The organism is Nocardia sp. NPDC050406 (assembly GCF_044459025.1).
In the GTDB taxonomy this organism is placed as follows: domain Bacteria; phylum Actinomycetota; class Actinomycetes; order Mycobacteriales; family Mycobacteriaceae; genus Nocardia.
The window spans coordinates 355,650-379,939 of sequence record NZ_JBITIM010000002.1 but is presented as its reverse complement, the minus strand read 5'-3'; the positions used below and the strand labels follow the sequence as shown (position 1 = coordinate 379,939).

The 24,290-nt window shown below is 69.8% G+C and carries 1 protein-coding gene (only partly in view); it reads right to left on the bottom strand.

Annotation, left to right across the window (positions count from 1 at the left end):
* Window positions 1-24,290: the 5' portion of a non-ribosomal peptide synthase/polyketide synthase gene (locus ACIBH2_RS15075; RefSeq protein ID WP_397117646.1), read on the bottom strand. 19,768 nt of this gene lie to the left of the window's left edge; 24,290 of the gene's 44,058 nt are visible here — the first part of the coding sequence; it begins with the start codon at window positions 24,288-24,290; its stop codon lies off the left edge, out of view.

The following is a 24,290-nucleotide window of genomic DNA, read 5'->3' as shown; positions in this document are numbered from 1 at the left end:
GCGGTGCCGTCCACCTCGGGGTAGCGGGTACGCAGCGATTCGTGGCGCGCCAGCACATCGGCGACCGCGATCTGGAGCGCCTGGCGATCCAGCAGGCCGGACAGGCGCACGGCGGCGGGGATATTGTCCACGGCCGATTCGGGATCGAACCGGTTGAGGAACCACATGCGCTGCTGCGCCAGCGACAGCGGCACCCGCTCGGGGCGCGGCTGCGGCGCGAGCGCCTTGCGTGCCCCCACTCCGGAGGCGGATTCGGCCCGCATGGCCAGCGCCGCGACGGTGGACGCCTCGAAGATCTCGCGCACGCCGAGCTGGGTGTCCAGCGCGACCGACAGGCGCGCCGCCAACTGGGTGGCGCTGAGTGAGTTGCCGCCGAGGGCGAAGAAGTCGTCGTCGAGGCCGACCCGCTCCAGACCGAGGACCTCGGCGAAGACACCCGCGACGATCTGCTCGACCGGCGTGACCGGGGCGCGGAAGACCGCCGCCTCGAACACCGGCGCGGGCAGCGCCTTGCGATCCAGCTTGCCGGAGGCGTTGAGCGGGAATTCGTCGAGCACCATGAGCACCGACGGCACCATGTAGGACGGCAGGTGGTCGCCGAGTTCGGCGCGCACGGCGTCGATATCGACGGTGCGGCCCGGTGCGGCGACGACATACGCGACCAGCTGGTCGCCGGTGTGCGCGTCACCGCGCACCACGACCACCGACTGCGCGATGGAATCCAGTGCGGTGAGCGCGGATTCGATCTCGCCGAGCTCGATGCGCAGACCGCGCAGCTTGACCTGGAAGTCGGTGCGGCCGATGTACTCCAGTTCGCCGTCGGCGGTCCACACCACCAGGTCGCCGGTGCGGTACATGCGCTCGCCCGCGGCGAACGGGTTGGCCACGAAGCGATCCGAGGTCAGATCGGGACGCGCCACGTACCCGGTGGCGAGCTGATCGCCCGCCAGGTACAGCTCACCCGCGACACCCACCGGAACGGGCCGCAGCCGCGAATCCAGCACGTAGGTCCGGGTATTGAAGACCGGGCGGCCGATCGGCACGGTATCGACGTCGGCCGCGACGACCTCGTGATAGGTGACGTCGACCGCGGCCTCGGTCGGGCCGTACAGGTTGTGCAGCTGAGCGCCGGTCAGCTCGCGCAGGCGGTGCGCGGGCTTGGGCGACAGGGCCTCACCGGAGGCGAAGACCTGACGCAGGCTGGTGGCCTGCGCGGCGGCGGCCTCGGCCACGAACACCGCGAGCATGGACGGCACGAAGTGCGTCACCGTGACGCCTTCGCGGGCAATGAGTTCCGCGAGATAGGCCGGATCGCGGTGGCCGTCCGGCTTGGCCACGACCAAGCGCGCACCGACCTGCAAGGGCCAGAAGAACTCCCACACCGACACGTCGAAGGTCGCCGGAGTCTTCTGCAGCACAACGTCTTTGCCGGTGAGGTTGTAGGCGTCCTGCATCCACACCAGACGATTGACGATCGCGCCGTGCGAGACCGCGACACCCTTGGGGCGGCCGGTCGAGCCGGAGGTGAAGATGACGTAGGCGGTGTTCGACGAGCGCAGCGGCGCGACGCGTTCGGCGTCGGTGAGCGGATCACCCGAGTAGCTGGACAGGTCGAGCAGATCGATTCGCACCTGCGCGGTGTCGATATCGAGGTCCTCGCCGGAGGTCAGCACGGTCACCGGGTCGGCGGTGTCGAGAATGTACTCGGTGCGCTCGGCCGGGTGATCCGGGTCCAGCGGCACGTACGCGCCACCGGCGGCGACCACGGCGTACATGCCGACCACCAGGTCGATGGAGCGGCGCATACCCAGGGCCACAAAGGTTTCCGCGCCGACGCCGCGTTCGATGAGCCAACGCGACAGGCGGTGCACCCGGTCGGCGAACTCGGAATATGTCAGCGTCTCGGAGAGACTCGATGAGGGGTGGTGGTCGGGCGACGGGTGGGCGAGGGTTGTCCCCTCGTAGGAGACGGCCACCGCGTTCGGGGTGCGTGCGGCCTGTCCCTCGAAGAGCGCGACCAGCGTCGCGGCGGCATCACCGGACTTGGTGCGGACGATATCGCCGGAGATGGCGGCCACATCGGCCCCGCCCGGATTCGACGCCATGATCGAGATGTCGAAGTCCAGATCGATGGTGGTGTCGTTCCACTCGTCCACCACCAGCGCGCGCTCGGCGGCGTCGAGGAGTTCGATATCGCCCACGGTCGCACCGGGATCGGCGGTGATGGCGGTGAGCACGCGCACCAGGCGATCCGCGATCCGGCGGACGGTGCCCTCGTCGAACAGGTCGCGCAGGTAACCCGCGCGAATGCGCAGGCGGCTGTCGAGCTGGGCGATGAGCGTCAGCGGGTAATGCGTGGCATCGGCGGCGTCCAGGCCGGTGACGGCCATACCGTCGATATCGGCGGCCTGGGCCTGAATGCCTTCGGCGTCAACGGGATAGGACTCGAACACCACGAGGGTGTCGAAGAGTCCGCCGATGCCCGCCGCCGACTGGATATCGGCGAGGCCGACGTAGTGGTGGTCGAGCAGATCGGCCTGCTCGCCCTGGGTGCGGGTGAGCAGCGCGCGCACGGTCTCGGCGGGATCGAAGGCGACCCGCACCGGCACGGTGTTGATGAACAGGCCGACCATGTTCTCGACGCCCGCGAGCTGGGCCGGGCGGCCCGACACGGTGGTGCCGAAGAGTACGTCGTCGCGGCCGGTGAGGCGGCCGAGCAGAATGCCCCACGCGGTCTGGAGCACGGTGTTCGGCGTGACGCCGAGCTGTGCGGCCAGGTTGGTGAGGCGCTGGGTCGCGGCCTCGTCCAGATCGAAGAAGTACTCGCCGGACAGCGCGGTGATCTCCCGGCTGCTGTCCGGTCGGGTCAGCAGCGTCGGTTCGGAGACCCCGCGCAGCGCCCGCTGCCAGGCGCTCAGCGAGGCCGAACGGTCCTGCTGCGCAACCCATTCCAGGAAGTGGCGGTAGGAGCGCACCGGCGGCAGCGCACTGCTGTCGGCCCGGGTCGCGTACAGCACCAGCAGGTCCTGCATGAGCAGCGGCATGGACCAGCCGTCGAGCAGGATGTGGTGGTTGGCCACAGCCAGCTGCCAGGCGTCGGCCGCGGTCTGCACCAGCGTGAAGCGAATGAGCGGCGGCTGCGTCAGGTCGAAGCGCTGTACGCGGTCGGCGTCGATGATGTCCTGGGCGTACCCGGTCTCGGTGCGGTCGTGGTTGGTCCACGCCACCCGCACGCTGTCGAGCACCAGCTGCACCGGATTACCGGCGGCATCGGAAAGGTATGCCGTGCGCAGGATTTCGTGCCGGTCGATGAGCGCCTGAGCGGCGGCGCGCAGCCGGTCGGCGTCCACGCGGCCGGTGAGCGTGAGAACGGCCTGCGCGGTGTAGACGTCCACCGAGGACACGGCCAGCTGCGCGTGGAAGAGCAGACCCGATTGCAGCGCGGAGAGCGGCCACACCTGGTCCAGACCCGGGAAGCGCTGCTCCCAGCCGTCGATATCGCGCTGGGTGACCCGCACCAGACCGAAGTCCGACGGCGTGTGTCCGCCCGAATCGGCGGTATCGGCATGGCGCGCGACCGCTTCCAGGGCGGCGGTCCACAGTTCGCCGAAGGCGGCGACCTCGGCGGCCTCGAGCAGGGTGCTCGGGTAGCCGATATTGGCGGTGAGCTTGTCGCCCACCACGATCGCGTTGATATCGATCGGGGCCATGGCGGGCATATCGGCGTCGTACGCGCCGCCCAGATCGCCCAGTTCCGCAGCCGGAATCCAGCCGAAGCCCTGGAGCGCCTCGGGCACATCGCCCGCATTGACCCGGCCCAGGTAGTTGAAGCTGACCTGGCCGGGCAGTGCGGCGGGCAGCTCGCGGGCGGTATCGGCGTTCAGGTACCGCAGCAGGCCGTAGCCGAGGCCCTTGTCCGGCACCGCGAGCAGCTGCTCCTTGATGGACTTGATGGCGCGACCCATGGCGGGTCCACCGGCCAGCGCGGCATCCACATCGATCTCGGAGAGGTCGAAGCGCACCGGGAAGATGGCGGTGAACCAGCCGACCGTGCGGGACAGGTCGGCGCCCGGCACGACCTCTTCCTCGCGACCGTGGCCCTCCAGGCGCACCAGGGCAGACCTCTCCCCCGCGTCGATGCCCTTGTCGGAGCGCCACTTCGCGACGGCGAGGGCCAGCGCGGTCAGCAGACCGTCGTTGACGCCGCCGTGGAACAGGGCGGGCACGGTGGTGAGCAGCGATTTGGTGACCTCGGCGGAGAGCTCCACACGGTGCTTGTCGATCACACCGGAGACATCCACCGCCGGATCCATCGGCCGCGCGGTGAGCAGCGGATCCGCACCCTCGACCACCTCGCGCCAGTACGCGAGCTCGGCAACGCGCTTGTCGCTGGCGGCTTCGCGCGCCAAGGCGTCGGCCCAGGTGCGCATGCTGGTGGCGGGCGCGGTGAGCTCGGGGGTCTGACCGGAGGACAGCTGTCCCCAGGCGGTGACGAAGTCCGGCACCAGGATTCGCCACGACACACCGTCGACGACGAGGTGGTGTGCGGCCACGATGAGTCGTCCGGCGCGCGTCGGCTCGGAATCGGACGCATGGCCCGCCGTGGACGGCTCCAGCCACACGAACCGAATCACCACGCCCGCTTCGGGATCGAGGCGGTCGAGGGTGGCATCCAGTGCGGCGGAAGCGATCTCGATCAGCGCGTCGTCATCGATCGAGGCATCGAACTCGGTGCGGTCGATGAGGGCGTCCACATCGACGGTGCCGGGAGCGGCGGTCTCCACGACCCAGTCCGGGTTGCGGTACAGCCGCGCCCGCAGCATGTCGTGGCGGTCGATGACGGCCCCGACCGTGGCCGCGATACCCGCGCGGTCGATGCCGACCGGCAGCTCCAGAGCCATGGTCTGGTTGAACCGACCGAACGAGCCCGTCCGCTCGGCCATGAACCGCACCACCGGGGTGAGCGGCATCTCGCCGACGCCGCCGCCCGGCAGCTCGGCCAGTCGCGGCGTCGTATCGCCCACGGCCGCAGCGGTTTCGGCGACGGCGGCCAGTCCGGCCACGGTGCGCTGTTCGAACACGTCGCGCGGGCTGAACACCACGCCGCGCGCCTTGGCCCGCGACACCAGCTGGATGGAGACGATGGAGTCGCCGCCGAGGGCGAAGAACGAATCGTCGATACCGACCCGCTCCAAGCCCAACACCTCGGCGAAGACCTCGGCGACGGTGTGCTCCACCGGGTTTCGCGGTGCGCGGAAGGCGGCCTCGGTGGTGAACACCGGCTCCGGCAGCGCCTTGCGGTCCAGCTTGCCCACCGGGGTCAGCGGCACCCGGTCGATGGTCATGATCGAGGACGGCACCATGTAGGCGGGCAGGCGCTGTTCCACGTGCGCGGTCAGCGACGGCACATCGATGACATGGCCTTGGGCCGCGACCACATACGACACCAGCGATACCGCTCCGGCGGCGTTCTTGTGGCCGATGGTGACGGCGAAGTCGACGGTGTCGTGCGAGGCCAGCGCGGCGTCGATCTCACCGAGTTCGATGCGGAAACCGCGCACCTTGACCTGGAAGTCGGAACGGCCGACGTACTCGACCTCGCCGGTGCGGGTCCAGCGGACCACGTCACCGGTGCGGTACATGCGCGCCCCGGGCACATAGGGATTCGCGACGAACCGATCCGCGGTCAGGCCCGCGCGGGCGTGGTAGCCGCGCGCCAGCTGAATACCCGACAGGTACAACTCACCCGCGACACCCTCGGGCACCGGCCGCAGCCGGTCGTCGAGGATCAGCGACTGCATGCCCCGCACGGGGCCGCCGATGGTGACGAGATCGCCCGGCACCAGCGGATCGCTGATATTGGTCATGATGGTGGTCTCGGTCGGACCGTAGCCGTTGTGGAAGGCGCGAGTCGTGCCGTCCGCCAAGCGAACCGCCCACTTGCCCACCAGCTCCGGCGGCACCGCCTCGCCACCGGCGCAGAGCATGCGCAGGCTGTCCAGGCCGGTCGGATCGAAGGTGGCCAGCGCGGCCGGGGTGATGAAGGCGTGCGTGGCCCCTTCGGCGCGGATCAGCTCGGAGAGCTCCTCGCCGCCGTAGACGCCGGTCGGCACGACGACCAGGGTGCCCGCCGGTCCGACGGCGAGCAGAAATTCCAGCATCGACGCGTCGAACGACGGCGAGGCGAAATGCAGTGCCCGCGAATCGGTGTCGAGGTGGTAGCGCTCGATCTGCTCGGCACTGAAGTTGGCCAGACCGGCGTGGGTGACCACGACGCCCTTGGGCAGACCGGTGGAGCCGGAGGTGTAGATGACGTAGGCCGGATGCTCCGGGCGCAGCGGTCGCACCCGCTCCTCGGCGGTGACCGGCGCGGCGTCGACGCCGTCCAGGTCGAGTTCCTCCAGCACCAGCCATTCGGCCGATTCGGGCAGGTCGGCGCGGACCGAGGCGACGGTCAGGCCGACCGGCGACCCGGAGTCGTTCACCATGTGGGCGATGCGGTCGGCCGGGTAGGTCGGGTCGACCGGCACGAAGGCGGCGCCGGTCTTGGACACGGCCCATTCGGCGAGGTAGGAGTCGGCCGAGCGCGGCACCGCGATGGCGACCAGATCCTCGGTGCCGATACCGCGCTGAATCAGCAAGCGCGCCAGGCGGTTCGAACGCTCGTCGAGTTCGGCGTAGGTCAACTCGACGCGGCCCTCGCGGCCCGGGTAGACGACCGCGAGGCCCTGCGGGTTGCGGGCCACGGCGTCGGCCAGCAGCTCCGGCAGGGTGCGCGGCGCGATGGCGGGCGCGCCGGTGCGGGCGATGAGGTCGGCCCGCTCGGCGGTGTCGAGAATGTCGATACCGCCGACGGTGACCTCGGGATCACCGGCGATGGCCTCGAGCACCCGCTGCCAGCGCCGCGCGAATTCGGCTGCGGTGGCCTCGTCGAAGAGGTCGGTGGCGTAGGTGAGCGCCAGCGCCATCCCGGAATCGCCGTGCTCGGACAGCGTGAACTGCAGGTCGAAGCGGGCGACATCCTCTTCGAGGTCGAGCGCCGAGACCGTCAGGCCGGGCAGCTCCAGGCTGGTGCGATCCAGGTTCTGGAAGGCCAGCACCACCTGGAACAGCGGGTTGCGGGCCTGCGACCGTTCGGGGGCGAGCAGTTCGACGAGCCGCTCGAACGGCACATCGGCATTGCCGAAGGCGTCGAGGTCGGTGCGGCGCACCCGCTCCAGCAGATCGGTGAAGGTCTCGGCCGGGTCGATGGCGGTCCGCAGCACCAGGGTGTTGACGAACATGCCGACCAGATCGTCCAGGGCCTGTTCACCACGGCCCGCGACCGGCGTGCCCACGGCGATGTCGGCGGTGCCCGACAGTCGCGCCAGCAGCACCGACAGGGCGCTGTGCATGACCATGAACAGCGACGAACCGCGTTGCCGCGCAACCTCTTCCAGGGTGGCGATCAGCTCGGGCGAGAGCGTCCGGTGCAGGGTCGCGCCATTGTGCGAGGCCACGGCCGGGCGGGGCCGGTCCGAGGGCAGCGTCAGCTCGTCCGGAATGCCGTCGAGGGTGCGCTGCCAGTAGCCGACCTGGCGGGCGAGCAGCGATCCGGCGTCCTCCTCGGAGCCGAGCACCTCGCGCTGCCAGATGGCGAAGTCCGCGTACTGCACCGGCAGCGGGGCCCAGCCGGGGGCCGAACCCTGGGTGCGGGCGGTGTAGGCGGTCATGACGTCGCGGGTGAGCGGGCCCATGGAGAAGCCGTCACCGGCGATGTGGTGGACGACCACGACGAGCACGTGCTCATCGGCGTCGTCGACCCGGTAGAGCCGGGCCCGCAGCGGAACCTGTTCGGCCACATTGAATCCGGCGGTGGCGAATTCGGTGACGCGCGCGGTCAGGTCCGCGGCGGCGACGGTGACCGGGCGCAGGTCCAGGCGGACCTCGTCGGCCGGGACCACGACCTGCATCGGGGTGCCGCCGTGCTCGGGGTAGCGGGTGCGCAGCGACTCGTGGCGGCGCACCACATCGGCGACCGCGAGTTCCAGTGCGGCGGTGTCGAGTTCGCCGGTGAGGCGAATCGCCAGCGGCAGATTGTAGGCGGCGGAATTGGTGTCGTACTGGTTGAGGAACCACATGCGCTGCTGCGCGAACGACAGCGGCACCAGTTCCGACGCGGCGCGCTGACGCGCCACCAATTTCGCGCGCGAGGCACCGTCGGCATGCGATTCGATACGGGCCGCGAGGGCCTCCACGCTGGACGCCTCGAACAGGGTGCGCACCGCGACGGTGGTGTCGAGGGCGGAGCCGATGCGCGAGACCACGCGGGTGGCGATGAGCGAGTTGCCGCCCAGATCGAAGAAGTCGTCGTCCAGGCCGACGCGCGGCAGTTCGAGAACCTCCGCGAAGACCGCGGCGACGGTCTCCTGCACCGGGGTCTCCGGAGCCCGGAAGGCCCGCGCCTGCACGGCCGGGGCGGGCAGGGCGCGGCGGTCGAGTTTGCCGTTGACGGTCAACGGGATTCGGTCGAGCACCACCAGCGCCGACGGCACCATGTAGGACGGCAGGCGCTCACCGGCGCCGTCGCGGACGGTGTCGAGATTGGGCGCATTGCCTTCCTCGGCGACGACGTAGGCGACGATGCGCTGATCGCCCGGCTGGTCCTCGCGCACGATGACGGCGGCCTGCGCGATACCCGGCTGCGCGAGCACGGCGGATTCGATCTCGCCGAGCTCGATGCGGAAGCCGCGCACCTTGACCTGATCGTCGGCGCGGCCCAGGTATTCGAGTTCGCCGAAGCGGTTCCAGCGCGCGACGTCACCGGAGCGGTAGAGCCGCTCGCCGGGAACACCGAACGGGCTGGCCACGAACCGGGCGGTGGTGAGGTCGGCGCGGCCCAGGTAACCGCGCGCCAATTGCGGTCCGGCCACGTACATTTCGCCCGCGACGCCCACCGGCACCGGGTGCAGGCGGTCGTCGAGCACGTAGACGCGCAGTCCGGCGATGGCCCGGCCGACAATGCTGCCGGTCGCGGCGGCGATGGTCGCGGCATCGAGCACGCGGTGCGAGACGTGCACCGTGGTCTCGGTGATGCCGTACATGTTCACCAGCCGCGGAGCCGAATCCCCGTGGCGGGCGATCCAATCGGTCAGCCGACGCAGTTCCAGCGCCTCACCGCCGAAGACCACGTAGCGCAGCGACAGCGGCGCCACCGCGGTCCCGGATTCGCGGCTGGCGACCGAGGCGATGCGGTCGGCCTCGGCCAGCTGGTAGAAGGCCGACGGGGTCTGGTTGAGCACCGTGACCCGTTCGCGGCGCAGCACTTCCAGGAACTGTTCGGGCGAGCGCGAGGTGTAGTAGTCGACCACCACGAGCTTGCCGCCGTAGAGCAGCGGACCCCACAGCTCCCACACCGAGAAGTCGAAGGCGTAGGAGTGGAACAGCGTCCACACATCCTGTGCGCCGAAACCGAATTCGCGATCGGTATTGGCGAACAGCCGCACGACGTTGCGGTGCGCCACGGCCACACCCTTGGGGCGGCCGGTGGAGCCGGAGGTGTAGATGACGTAGGCGACGTGCTCGGGCCGCAGCGGGCGCAGCCGGTCCGCGTCGGTGATCGGCGCGTCGTCGGCGTCCTCCACATCGCCCGCCTCGACCGTGTAGCCGTCGAGCATGACGGTCGGCAGGGTCGCGGGCAGCGCGACCTGCACGGTGGAGTCGACGATGATGCTGGTCGGCGAGGAGTCGTCGAGCAGGAAGGCGATGCGGTCGGCCGGGGCGGTCGGGTCGATCGGCACGTAGCCCGCGCCGGTCTTGACCACCGCGAGCAGGGCCACCACCAGATCCAGCGAGCGCGGAAGGATCACCGCGACAAGCGATTCCGGTCCCGCGCCCTTGGCGATGAGGCGGCGCGCCACCACATTGGCGCGGCGGTCCAGATCGGCGTAGGTGAGTTCCTCGTCGCCGAAGCGCACCGCGACGCGCTTGGGGTGCGCGCTCACCGCGGCGTCGAACAGGCCCGACAGCGTGGCCTGCGGGTCGGCGAACAGACCGGTGCCGCCGTCCGCGCCCGCGCTGACCCAGCGCTGCGCCACATCGCGGCGCTCGTCCTCGCCGAGCAGGTCGATATCGCCGATGACGGCGGCCGGATCCTCGGCCACGGCACGCAGAATGCGCACCAGGCGGTCCGCGAAGGAGGCCACCGTCTCGGGGTCGAACAGCTCGGTGGCGTAGTTCCAGGACAGGCCCAGCGCGCCGTCGGCACGCTCGCCCACGGTCAGCTGCACATCGAATTTGGCGGTGCCCGGGTCGAATTCGACCACATCGACATCGAGGCCGGGTAGCGAGACCGAGCCCGCGTCCTTGGCGGAGGCGGCCTCGAAGGTCAGCGCCACCTGGAACAGCGGGTGGTGCGCCTGCGAGCGCACCGGGCTGAGTACGTCCACGAGCCGTTCGAACGGCACGTCGGCGTGGGCGAAAGCGGCCAGGTCGGTGCGGCGCACCTCGGCGAGCAGATCGCGGAAGGCGGCGTCCGGGCGCACCGGGGTGCGCAGCACCAGGGTGTTGACGAACATGCCGACCAGATCGTCCAGGGCGCGTTCGCCGCGTCCGGCGATCGGGGTGCCGATGGCGATATCGGTGCCCCGCGAGAGCCGCGCGGCCCAGGCGGCCAGTGCGGCGTGCACGACCATGAACAGCGTCACGTCGTGTTCGCGGGCGACGGCGACCAGCGCGCGGTGCAGCTCGGCGTCGACGGCGAAATCGTGAGTGCCACCGGCATTGCTGGCCACCTCGGGCCGGGGCCGGTCGGTGGGCAGTTCGATCTGATCGGGCAGATCGCGCAATTGCTCGGTCCAGTAGGCGATCTGGGCGGCGGCGGCCGATTCCGGATCGTCCTCGGAGCCCAGCACCTCGCGCTCCCAGAGCGCGTAGTCGGCGTACTGCACCGGCAGCGGAGCCCAGCTCGGGGCCTCGCCGCGGCTGCGGTCCAGGTAGGCGGCGACCACATCGCGCAGCAGCGGGCGCAGCGAGAAACCGTCACCGCTGATGTGGTGCAGCACCAGGACGAGCACGTGCTCGCGCTCGTTCAGGGTGAGCAGCGTCGCGCGGAACGGCAATTCGCTGGTGACGTCGAAGTGCACGCTCGCCAGTTCGGTCACCCGGGTGACCAGGTCCTCGGCGGCGATCTCCTCGGCGGCGAGACCGAAGACGACCTCGTCGAGCGGCAGGATGCGCTGGTAGCCGGTGCCTTCCACCTCGGGGTAGACGGTGCGCAGCGCCTCGTGGCGGATCAGCACATCGTCGATGGCGGCGGCGAGCGCGGCGGCATCGACCGCGCCGGTCAGGCGCAGCGCCACCGGAATGTTGTTGACGGCGGTGCGGCTGTCGAAGCGGTTGAGGAACCACATGCGCTGCTGCGCGGGCGAGAGCGGCACGAGGGCGGGACGCTCCCGCGCTTCGAGCGGCACGCGCGTACCGGTGCCGACGCGCGATTCCAGCTGTGCCGCGAGGGCGGCCACCGTGGACGCCTCGAAGAGCGTCCGCACCGGGATATCGGCATCGAGGGCGGTCGACAGGCGCGCGGCCACCTGGGTGGCGATGAGCGAGTTGCCGCCGAGGTCGAAGAAGTCGTCGTCGAGCCCGACGCGGTCGACGCCGAGCACATCGGCGATGGTTCCGGCGACGGTCTGCTGCACGGGCGTGGCCGGGGCGCGGTAGACCTTGGCCGCGAAGGTGGGCGCGGGCAGCGCCTTGCGGTCCAGCTTGCCGGAGGCGTTGAGCGGGAAGGCGTCCAGCACCATGAAGGCCGCGGGGACCATGTAGGCCGGAAGCTGCTGGGACAGCGTGGCTTTCACCGACTCCAGGTCGATGTCACCGGCCGGTACCAGGTAGGCCACCAACTGGTCGCCGGTGCGCTCGTCGTGGCGCACCACGACCACCGACTGCGCCACCGCGTCCAGGGCGTTGAGTTCGGATTCGATCTCGCCGAGTTCGATGCGCAGACCGCGCAGCTTCACCTGGAAGTCGGTGCGGCCCAGGTACTCCAGCTCACCGTCCGGGGTCCACACCACGAGGTCGCCGGTGCGGTACATCCGGGCGCCGTCGCCGAAGGGGTTGGCCACGAAGCGATCCGAGGTCAGGTCCGGTCGCGCTACATAGGCGGTGGCGAGCTGGTCGCCCGCGAGGTAGAGCTCACCCGCGACACCGACCGGAACCGGCAGCAGCCGCGAATCCAGCACGTAGACCTGGGTGTTGAAGACGGGCGCGCCGATCGGCACCGTCGTGGTGTCGGCGTCGGTGACCTCGTGGAAGGTCACGTCGACCGCGGCCTCGGTGGGGCCGTAGAGGTTGTGCAGGCGAGCGCCGGTCAGCTGGCGCAGCTTCTGCGCGGTCGGGCCGGGCAGCGCCTCGCCGGAGGCGAAGACCTGGGTCAGGCTGGTGCAGCGCGCGGCGCTCGGCTCGGCGACGAAGACCGCGAGCATCGACGGAACGAAGTGCGTGACCGTGACGCCTTCGCGGGCAATGAGTTCCGCGAGATAGGCCGGATCGCGGTGGCCGTCCGGCTTGGCCACGACCAGGCGCGCGCCGACCTGCAAGGGCCAGAAGAACTCCCACACCGACACGTCGAAGGTGGCCGGAGTCTTCTGCAAAACCACGTCGTAGGCGGCCAGCCCGTACTGGGCGTGCATCCAGACCAGGCGATTCACGATGGCGGCGTGCGAGACGGCGACGCCCTTGGGGCGGCCGGTCGAGCCGGAGGTGAAGATGACGTAAGCGGTATTGCCCGGGCGCAGCGGCGCGCGCCGGTCGGCATCGGTGACCTGGGTGTCGGCGTAGGCCGACAGATCCAGCTCGTCGATCCGAACCTGATGCGCCGCAACGCCTTCCAGGTCACTGCCGGAGGTGAGGACGCAGACCGGTCGCGCGGTCTCCAGGATGTACTGGGTGCGCTCGGCCGGGTGGTCCGGGTCGAGGGGCACGTACGCGCCACCGGCGACGGTGACGGCGTACATGCCGACCACCAGATCGATGGAGCGGCGCATGCCCAGGGCCACATAGGATTCCGGGCCGACGCCCTCGGCGATGAGGAAGCGCGCGAGTTGCCTGACGCGGGCGGCGAACTCGGCATAGGACAGACCTGTCCCCTCGTAGCTCACCGCCGGTGCGTCCGGGGTGCGCTCGACCTGGGCTTCGAACAGCGAGATCAGGGTCGCGGCAGCCGCTTCGGAGACATCCGGCAGCGCGGCCTCCAGCGCGAAGCCGGTGGCATTCCAGGATTCGATGACCTGGGTGCGCTCGGCGGCGCTCAGCAGCTCCAGCTCACCGACGCGGACGGTCGGATCGGCGGCCACCGAGGAGAGCACGCGCACGAAGCGCTCGGCGAAGGTGTCGGCGTAGTCGCCGTCGAAAAGGTCGGTGGCGTAGACGAGTTCGGCATCCATCGCCGAGATGTCGCCGCCGCCGTCCACGACCTCGCTCAGGGTGAGCTGCAGGTCGAACTTGGCCGTCTGCTGGTCGATGCCCAGCTCGGCCACGCTCAGGCCGGGCAGCTCCAGCGCGGCGCGGCCCAGGTTCTGGAACGACAGCATGACCTGGAACAGCGGATGCCGCGCCTGCGAGCGGGCCGGGTTCAACACCTCGACCAGCCGCTCGAACGGCACATCGGCGTGCGCGAAGGCTTGCAGGTCGCGTTCGCGGACCTTGGTCAGCAGCTCGGCGAAGCTCTCGCCGTTGTCGATCGGCGAGCGCAGCACCAGGGTGTTGACGAACATGCCGACCAGGTCGTCGAGGGCCTGTTCACCACGACCGGCCACCGGAATGCCAACGGCCACATCGTCACTGCCGCTCAGGCGCGAGAGCAGGGCGGCGAAGGCGCTGTGCACCACCATGAACAGGGTGGTGCCGTGGGTCCGGGCGACGCGGTTGAGGGCGGTCACCAGCTCACCCGGAAGCTGGAAGCGGTGCGTACCCGCCCGGTAGGTGGCGACGGCGGGCCGCGCCTTGGTGGACAGCCGCAGCTCGTCCGGCAGCCCGGCCAAGGTGGTGCGCCAGTAGTCCAGCTGCTCGGAGATGAGCGAGCGGGCGTCGTCCTCGGAGCCGAGGGTTTCGCGCTGCCACAGCGCGTAATCCGCGTACTGGACCGGCAATTCGGCCCAGCCCGGGGTCTCGTCGTTGCTGCGCGCCACGTAGGCCGTGATGAGGTCGCGGACGAGCGGATTCATCGAGAAGCCGTCGGCGGCGATGTGGTGCGCGACCAGGACCAGGACGTGATCGTCGGCGGCCAGGCGGTACACGCGCAGGCGCAGCGGCGGTTCGGCGGTGACGTCGAAGCCGAGCGTCACGAATTCGTAGAGCGCGCCGAGCAGTTCGGCCTCGGGGACGTCCACCAGGTCGATCGCCGGAATGGCGCGGGCCGTGGGCAGCACCTTCTGGTAGGCCACGCCGTCGGCCGACGGGTACACGGTGCGCAGCGATTCGTGGCGGGCGATGACATCGGCGACCGCGGCGCGCAGCGCCTCGAGATCCACCGCGCCGGTGAGCCGCACCGCCGCCGGGATGTTGTTGGCGGCCGAATCGGTGTCGAAGCGGTTGAGGAACCACATGCGCTGCTGTGCCAGCGACAGCGGCGGATGCTCGGGCCGGGTACGGGCCGTAAGGGCTTGGCGCACACCGGTTCCGGCATGCGACTCCACCCGCGCGGCCAGTGCCGCCACGGTCGGCGCCTCGAAGAGCGCGCGCACCCCGATCTCGGCGTCGAGCGCGGTGCTCAGCCGGGCCACCACCTGGGTGGCGACCAGCGAGTTGCCGCCCAGTTCGAAGAAGTCGTCGTCCACGCCGACGCGCGCCACGCCGAGCAGATCGGCGAAGATCTGCGCGATGATCTCCTCGATGGGGGTCGAGGGCGCGCGGAAGCGCTTGGTCTCGAAGACCGGGGCGGGCAGCGCCTTGCGGTCGAGCTTGCCGGAGGCGTTGAGCGGGAAGGCATCCAGCACCACCAGCGCGGAGGGCACCATATAGCCCGGCAGCGACTGGCCGAGGGCGGCCTTCACCGCATCGGGATCCACCGCGGCCTCGGGCTCGCGCACCACATAGCCGACGAGTTGGTCACCGGCATGGGCGTCCGCCCGCACCACCACCACGGACTGGGCGACACCGGGCTGCGCCAACAGCGCGGCCTCGATCTCGCCGAGTTCGATGCGCAGACCGCGCAGCTTGACCTGGAAGTCGGTGCGGCCCAAGTAGTTCAGCTCACCGTCGCGGGTCCAGCTGACCAGGTCGCCGGTGCGGTACATCCGCGAGCCGGGCGCGCCGAGCGGGTTGGCGACGAAGCGATCCGCGGACAGGTCCGGGCGGGCGAGGTAGCCGCGCGCGAGCTGATCGCCCGCGAGGTAGAGCTCACCCGCGACACCGGGAGCGACGGGGTGCAGGCGCGCGTCGAGCACGTACACCTGGGTGTTCCACACCGGGCGGCCGATGGGCACCGAGTACTCGTCGAAGTTGGAGACCTCGTGATAGGTCACGTCGACGGCGGCCTCGGTGGGGCCGTACAGGTTGTGCAGGCGCGCGCCGGTCAGCTCGCGCAGCTTCTGCGCGGTCGGCGCGGGCAGCGCCTCGCCGGAGGCGAAGACCTGCCGCAAACGCGGTGCGGAGACGGCGGAATCGCCGTTCTCGTTGCCGAGGGTGGAGACGAACACCGACAGCATGGACGGCACGAAGTGCGCCGTCGTGATGCCCTCGTCGGCGATGATCTGCGCGAGGTACACCGGGTCGCGGTGCCCATCCGGCTTGGCGACCACGAGGCGCGCACCGGTCTGCAAGGGCCAGAAGAACTCCCACACCGAGACGTCGAAGGTGGCCGGAGTCTTCTGCAGGACAGCGTCGTTCGCGTCGATCGGGTACTCGTGCTGCATCCACAGCAGGCGGTTCACAATGGCCGCGTGCTCGACGGCGACACCCTTGGGGCGGCCGGTCGAACCCGAGGTGAAGATGACGTAGGCGGTGTTCTCCGGCCGAATCGGCTGGGCCAGTTCGGATTCCGCGATCGGGGTGGCGGCGTAGCCGTCCAGGCGCAGCGTGTCGATCTCCAGCACCGGCACATTGCGGCCGGTGACGAAGTCGTCGCGACCGGTGGTCAGGATGGCCACCGGGCGGGCGGTGTCGAGCACGTGGTCGATGCGCTCGGCGGGCTGGTCCGGATCCAGCGGCACGTACGCGCCACCGGCCTCCAGCACGGCGTACATGGCGACCACGAGGTCGGTGGAGCGGCGAATGGCCAAGGCCACCAACGACTCCGCTCCGACACCGTCGGCGATGAGCTTGCGCGCCAGGCGGTGCACCCGCGCCGCGAACTCGCCGTAGGACAGACTTGTCCCCTCGAACTCGACCGCGGGCGCATCGGGGCTGGTCAGAGCCTGGGCCTCGAAGAGCGACACCAGCGTCGGCGCAGCGCCTTCCGGCAGTGCGGGCAGTACGGTCGCGAGGTCGAAGCCGGTGGCGTTCCACTCGGTCAGCGACCGCTGCTTCTCCTCGGCGTCGAGCAGGTCGATATCGCCGACCGGCCGCGTCGGATCGGCGGTGACCGCGTCCAACACCGTGTGCAGTCGCCGCGCGAAGGCCGCGACCGTGCTCTCGTCGAAAAGGTCCAGGGCATAGGAGAATTCGGCCGACATACCGGCGTTCTCCCCGCGCGCGTCCTGCGCCTCCTGCAAGGTGAGCTGCAGGTCGAACTTGGCCAGTCCGGCGTCGTAGTCGATGCCGTTGACGCGCAGGCCGGGCAGCTCCAGGCTGGTCTGGCGGGTGTTCTGGAAGGTCAGCATGACCTGGAACAGCGGATGCCGCGACTGCGAGCGCGCCGGGTTGATGACCTCGACCAGCCGCTCGAACGGCACATCGGCGTGCGCGAAGGCGTGCAGGTCGGTATCGCGCGCCTCGGCGAGCAGATCGGTGAAGCTGGCCTCGCCGTCCACCTCGGTACGCAGCACCAGGGTGTTGACGAACATGCCGATGAGGTCGTCGAGCGCGGCCTCACCGCGACCGGCGACCGGGGTGCCGATGGCGATATCGCTGGTGCCCGACAGGCGGGCCAGCAGCACCGCGAGGGCGCTGTGCATGACCATGAACAGCGAGGCGTTGTGGCGGCGGCCCAGATCCGTCAGGCGCTGTTGGGTCTCGGCGGAGATGACGAACGGATAGGTGCCGCCTCGGTAGGAGGCCACGGCGGGCCGCTGCCGGTCGGCGGGCAGCACCAGTTCGTCGGGCAGATCGGCCAGCGCGCGGGTCCAGTACTGGATCTGCTTGGCGATCAACGATTCCGGATCGTCCTCGGAGCCGAGCACCTCGCGCTGCCACAGCGCGTAATCGGCGTACTGCACGGGCAGTTCGGCCCAGGCCGGGGCCTCCCACGAGGTGCGGGCGGCGTAGGCGACCATGACGTCGCGGGCCAGCGGGCCCATGGACCAGCCGTCGGCGGAGATGTGGTGCACCACCATGCCGAGTACGTACTCGGTCTCGCTGATCTCGAAAAGCCGTGCGTGCAACGGCACTTCGTTGGTGACGTCGAAGGCCATCGACGCCAGCTCGATGAGGTGGTCGATGAGATTGGCGTCGGTGACCGGCACCGGCGTCAGGTCGGGCACGATCTGCGCGGCGTCGAGCACCCGCTGCACCGGGCCGTTGCCGGTCTCCGGGAAGACGGTGCGCAGCGACTCGTGGCGGTCGATGACATCGATGACGGCGACCTGGAGGGCGGCGACATCGAGTTCGCCCGAGAGCCGGATGGCGACCGGGATGTTGTTGACCGCCGACGCGGTGTCGAAGCGGTTGAGGAACCACATGCGCTGCTGTGCCAGCGACAGCGGGATATCGGTGGGCCGCTCGCGGGCTACCAGTGCCTTGCGCGCGCCGTCACCGGCATGGGACTCCACCCGCGCGGCCAGCGCCGCGACCGTGCTGGCCTCGAAGAGCATGCGCACCGGCACCCGGGTGTCCAGGGCGATGCCCAGGCGCGAGGCGACCTGGGTGGCGATGAGCGAGTTGCCGCCGAGTTCGAAGAAGTCGTCGTCCACGCCGACGCGCGCGATGCCGAGCACCTCGCCGAAGACCTGGGCGACGATCTCCTCGATGGGCGTGGTGGGAGCGCGGAATTCGCGCACCTCGAAGACCGGTGCGGGCAGCGCCTTGCGGTCCAGCTTGCCGGAGGCGTTGAGCGGGAAGGCATCCAGCACCACGATCGCGCCCGGCACCATGTAGGCGGGCAGGGTGCGGTGCAGCGACGCCTTGACGCTGTCGAGGTCGACCGGGCCCTTGGTGACGATGTAGGCCACCAGCTGGTCACCGGCGACGGTGTCGATGACCAGCACCACGGCCTGGTTGACCGCCGGGTGGTCGAGCAGCGCGGCCTCGATCTCGCCGAGTTCGATGCGCTGGCCGCGGAACTTCACCTGGAAGTCGGTGCGGCCGATGTAGTCGATGACGCCCGGGTCGTTCTGGTTCCAGCGCACCAGGTCACCGGTGCGGTAGAGCCGCGAGCCGGGTGCGCCGAAGGGGTTGGCCACGAAGCGTTCCGCGCTCAAGTCCGGGCGGCCGTAGTAGCCGCGCGCCACCTGGAGGCCGCCGAGGTAGAGCTCACCCGGGACACCGGCCGGGACGGGGCGCAGGCCCTCGTCGAGCACATAGGTCTGGGCATTCCACACCGGACGGCCGATCGGCACCGACGTCGGGGTCGCGGCCGTGATGGGCGCGTAGGTGGCGTGCACGGTGAACTCGGTGGGGCCGTACAGGTTGTGCACGGCGGCCGTCGAGAAGCGGCGGAAGGCGGTGACCGTGGCGGGCGGCAGCGCCTCACCGGCGACGAGAACCGCACGCAGCGACAGACATTCGGCCGACGAGGCGCTACCGGCGAACACCGACAGCATGGACGGCACGAACGAGGTCATGGTGACGCGGTGGCGTCCGATGATCTCGGACAGGTACATGGGGTCGCGGTGCCCGTCGGGCGCGGCGATGACCATCTGCGCGCCGACGGCCATGGTGCCGAACAGCTCCCACACCGACACGTCGAAGGTGACCGGCGTCTTCTGGAGCACCACATCGGTGTCGTCCATGCCGTATTCGTCGGTGATCCAGGCGATCTGGTTCAGCACCGAGGCATGCGAGACGGCCACGCCCTTGGGGCGGCCGGTGGAGCCGGAGGTGTAGAGCACGTAGGCGGTGTTCGAACCACGCAGCGGCGCACGGCGATCCGCGTCGGTGATGGGCGCGTCGTCGTACTCGGCGAGGTCGAGGGTGTCCAGGTGCAGGACCGGGCAGTCCTGGCTGTCCACCTCGTCGTGGGTGGTGGTCAGCAGCACCACCGGCCGCGAGCTGGCGAGCACGTAGTCGGTGCGCTCGGCCGGATGGTCCGGGTCGATCGGCACGTAGCCGCCGCCCGCCGCGTGCGTGGCGTAGATGGCCACCAGCATGTCGATGGAGCGGCGAATACCCACCGCCACCAAGGATTCCGGGCCGACGCCCTCGGTGATGAGCTTGCGCGCCAGGCGGTTCACCCGCGCGGAGAACTCCGCGTAGCCGAGTTCGGCGGCGGGGCCGAACATGCCGCCGCTGCGCTCGCCCGGATCGAAGATGAGGGCGGTGGCGTGCGGGCGCAGGCGCACCTGACGCTCGAACAGGTCCACCACGGTGACCGCGTCGGGCAGGTCGTGCTTGGTGCGGTTCCACTCGTCGAGCACGGTGAGGCGCTCGTGCGGCTCCAGCACATCGATATCGCGCACCACGGTTTCCGGTGCGGCGACGGCCGTTTCGAGGACGTGCAGGTAGCGGCGGCCGAAGGCGGCGACGGTATCGGCGTCGAAGAGATCGGTGGCATACGACAGCACCACCGACAGCCCGGACGGCTCACCGTTGAAGCCGCGGTTCTCCGTCATGGTCCACTGCAGGTCGAACTTCGCGATATCGACCTCGAGCTCGTCCGCGGCGACGGTGAGGTTCGGCAGTTCCATGGTGCCGTGCGACATTTCCTGGAACGACAGCATCACCTGGAACAGCGGATGCCGCGCCTGCGAACGCGTCGGATTGAGCACCTCGACCAGGCGCTCGAACGGCACATCGGTATTGGCGAAGGCCGCCAGATCGGTTTCCCTGGTGCGCGACAGGAAGTCGGTGAAGCGCTGGGAGCCGTCCACCTCGGAGCGCAGCACCAAGGTGTTGACGAACATGCCGATGAGGTCGTCGAGGGCCTGCTCGCCACGACCGGCGACCGGGGTGCCGATGGCGATATCGGTGGTGCCCGACAGGCGGGCCAGCAGCACCGCCAGCGCGCTGTGCATCACCATGAACAGCGAAACGCCCTGAGAGCGGGCGAGGTTCGTGAGCGAGGCGTGCAGCTGGGCGTCGATGTCGAAGGTGACGCGGTTGCCTCGGAAGGACTGCACCACCGGGCGAGGGCGGTCGGCGGGCAGATCCAGCTGATCGGGCAGGCCCGCCAAACTGTCTCGCCAGTAGGCGATCTGGCGCGCGGCCATGGAATCCGGGTCGGCCTCGGAGCCGAGCACCTCGCGCTGCCAGATGCTGAAGTCCTGGTACTGCACCGGCAGTGGGGCCCAGGCGGGCTGCTCTCCGGCGACGCGGGCCAGGTAGGCGGCGGTCATATCGCGCGAGAGCGGTCCGAACGAGAAACCGTCGGCGGCGATGTGGTGCACGACGAAGGCGACCGCGAGATCGGTGCCCTCCGTGGTGTCTTCGCCGACCTTGAACACGCGCACCCGAATGGGTAGTTCACGCGAGACGTCGAAGCCGGTGGAGGCGAATTCCGCCAGCGCCGACTGCAATCGGGACTCTTCGATGGGGTGCACCTCGATACCGAGGTCCACCTCCGCCATCGGCAGCACCTGCTGGTAACCGCCGTCCCCGGACTCCGGGAAAATGGTGCGCAGCGACTCCTGCCGCGCCACCACATCGGCGAGCGCCAATTGCAGCGCGTCGATATCGACCTGGCCCTGCAACCGCACCACGAAGGGCAGGTTGTAGGTGGGCACGGTCGGATCGAACTGGTTGAGGAACCACATGCGCTGCTGGGCCAGCGACAGCGGCACCCGGTCGGGGCGCTGCTGGGCGACCAGCGGCGGACGCGAGACATCCTCGGGCGCGGACGATTCCACCCGCGCCGCCAGACCGGCCACGGTGGGTGTCTCGAACAGCGCGCGCACGCCCAGGCGGGTGCCGAAGGCGGCGGAGATACGCGAAACCACCTGCGTGGCAACGAGGGAGTTGCCGCCGAGGTCGAAGAAGTTGTCGTCGATGCCGACGCGCCCGTGGCCGAGCACATCGGCGAAGATGCCCGCCACGATGTCCTCGGCGGCGGTGCGCGGCGCGCGGAAGCCCGCGGCGTCGGCGGTGAAGACCGGCTCCGGCAGGGCCTTGCGGTCCAGCTTGCCGGAGGTGTTGAGCGGGAAGGCGTCCAGCACCATGATCGAGGCCGGAACCATGTAGGACGGCAGCTTCTCGGCCACGAAGCGGGTCAGCTCGGCCGGTTCGACCGACTGGCCCGGACCGGGCACCACGTAGGCGACCAGTTGTTGGCCGGTGGCGGTGTCCATGACCAGTACGGCGGCCTGGCTGACGGCCGGGTGCGCGAGCAGATCGGTCTCGATCTCGCCGAGTTCGATGCGCTGGCCGCGGAACTTGACCTGGAAGTCGGTGCGGCCGATGTACTCCAGCGCGCCGGAGTCGTTCCAGCGCACCAGGTCACCGGTGCGGTACATGCGCTCGCCGGTGGTCGAGAACGGGTTGGCGACGAAGCGGTCCGAGGTCAGGTCCGGGCGGCCCTTGTAGCCGCGCGCCAGCTGGCGGCCCGCGAGATAGAGCTCTCCCGAGGCGCCGATGGCGGCGGGTCGCAGCCGCGAATCCAGTACGTAGACTTCGACATTCCACTCGGGCACGCCGATCGGCACCGTGGTGGTGTCGGCGGCGGTGTTCTCCCAGTAGGTGACCGAGACCGCGGCCTCGGTGGGGCCGTACAGGTTGTGCAGGCCCGCGTCGGTGATCTGGCGGAAGCCCGCACCGGTCTCCGGCGGCAGGGCCTCGCCGATGACGAAGACGTACTTCAGGGAGGCGCACTGCGCAGCGGAAGCGTGCGCCACGAAGACCGTCAGCATGGAGGGCACGAAGTCGGTGACGGTGACCTGGTGCCGTTCGATCATCTCCGCCACGTACAGCGGATCGCGGTGCCCGTCGGGGGTCGCGATGACCAGCTTCGCGCCCACCAGCAGGGGCATGAAGTAGCCCCACAGCGAAACGTCGAAGGTGGTGGCCGTCTTCTGCAGATACACATCGTCGGCCGTCATCGGATACTCGTGCAGCATCCACAGCTCTTGGTTGACGATGGCGTGGTGGGTCACCGCCACACCCTTCGGGCGGCCGGTGGAGCCCGAGGTGTAGATGACGTAGGCGGTGTTCGACGACCGCAGCGGCGCGAGCCGGTCCGCGTCGGTGACCGGGGCGTCGGAGAAGGCCGAGGTGTCGAGGGTGTCGATCTCGACGCGGCGCACCGAGTCGGGCAGGTCGAGATCGTCACGCGCGGTGGTCAATACGCAGACCGGTGCCGCGGACTCGAGGATGTAGGCGGTGCGATCGGCCGGATGATCCGGGTCGATGGGCACGTACGCGCCACCCGCGCGCAGTACGGCGTGCATACCGATGACGAGGTCCAGCGAGCGCCGCATACCAAGCGCCACCAGCGATTCCGGGCCGACGCCATCGGCGATGAGCTGGCGGGCCAGGCGGTTCACGCGCGCGCCGAATTCGGCGTAGGTGAGCGTGTCGCCCTCGAAGTCGAGGGCGATATTGTCCGGCGTGCGCGGGATCTGCGCGTCGAGCAGGTCGGGCAGCGTGGTCTCGGGGACCTCGTGGCCGGATTCGTTCCACTCCACGAGCGTCTTGGTGCGCTCGGCGGCGGTGGTGATGGGCAGCCCCCACACGGGCTGCTGTTCACCGGCCGCGAGGAACCGGTCGAAGAATTCCAGGAAGCGCGAATGATGCTGGCGCGCTTCGGTTTCGGAGTAGAGGTTCGGGTTGGTCTCGAAATCGATGTGATTCCGGGTGCCCTTGACCGACTGGTAGAAGTTGATGCCCAGGTCCTCGATGGAACCGGTGGACAGCACGCTGTACTCGCCGACGATATCGCCGAGCACGACCTCGTTGTGGAACAGCATGATGTTGACCCACGGGCCGAAGAACTCCCGGGTCACCACGCCGTCGCCCGCGGCATCGCGGCGAATGTCCTCGTGGCGGTAGCGCTGGGCGCGCAGCGCACCGGCGACCGCCACGGTGACCTGGCCGAGCAGGTCGGTCACGGTGGTGTCGTGGCCGACATGCAGGCGCAGCGGCACGATATTGGAGGTCGCGCCGCCGGAGCGACGCATGGCGGCGGTGGTGCGGGCGGTCACCGGCAGCGAGAGGATGACGTCCTCGGAGCCGGTCCACTGGGCGAGGTAGGCCGCGAAACCGGCGATCAGCAGACCGGCCGGGGAGGAGTCGTAGCGCTGGCCCGCGGCATCGAGCAGACTGCTCTGCTCATCGGAGAGCGCGGCGCTGGAGACGCCGTTGAGCGGGGCGGGCGGGGCGGAGCGACCGGCGAGGCTGGTGCCCTCCTCCAGTCCGGCCACGCGCTGGGCCCAGTACTCCTTGTCGGACTGGAAGCGCTTGGAGTCGCGGTAGGCGAATTCCTGCTCGACCAGCGTCTTCAGGTCGGTGACCTTATTGGGCTTGGGCTCCTCGCCGCGTACGTACGCGGTGTACATCTCGGCGACGCGAGTCATGTAGGTCACCGCGCCGAAGCCGTCCAGCGCGATGTGATGAATTCGGGCGTACCAGAAGTAATGGTCGTCGCCGAGGCGCAGCATGGCCGAGCGGATGAGGCGGTCCTCGACCAGGTTCAGCGGGCGGCTGTAGTCGGCGCGCATCCAGTCGCGCGCCGCGGCCACCGGATCGGCCTCGTCACGCAGGTCGATCTGGTAGATGGTGCGGTCCAGCGTGGGGTCGACCATCTGCATGGGCTCGCCGTCGCGCTCCACGATGCGCAGGAAGCCGGAGCCGACCTCCAGGGACGCGTCGACCATGGCCTGCTCGAGCAGCGGCATGTCCAGCGCGCCGCGCAACTCGATGTACTGGGCGATATTGATCGGCACCTGCGGGTCCAGATGCTGGGCGTACCAGATGCCGAGCTGCGCCGGAGACAGCGGAAAAAGTTCCCCCACCGCGGGTGTCACTTCGCCGCCAGCTTCGCCGTTGCCGCCGAAATCCAGCCGGTCCAA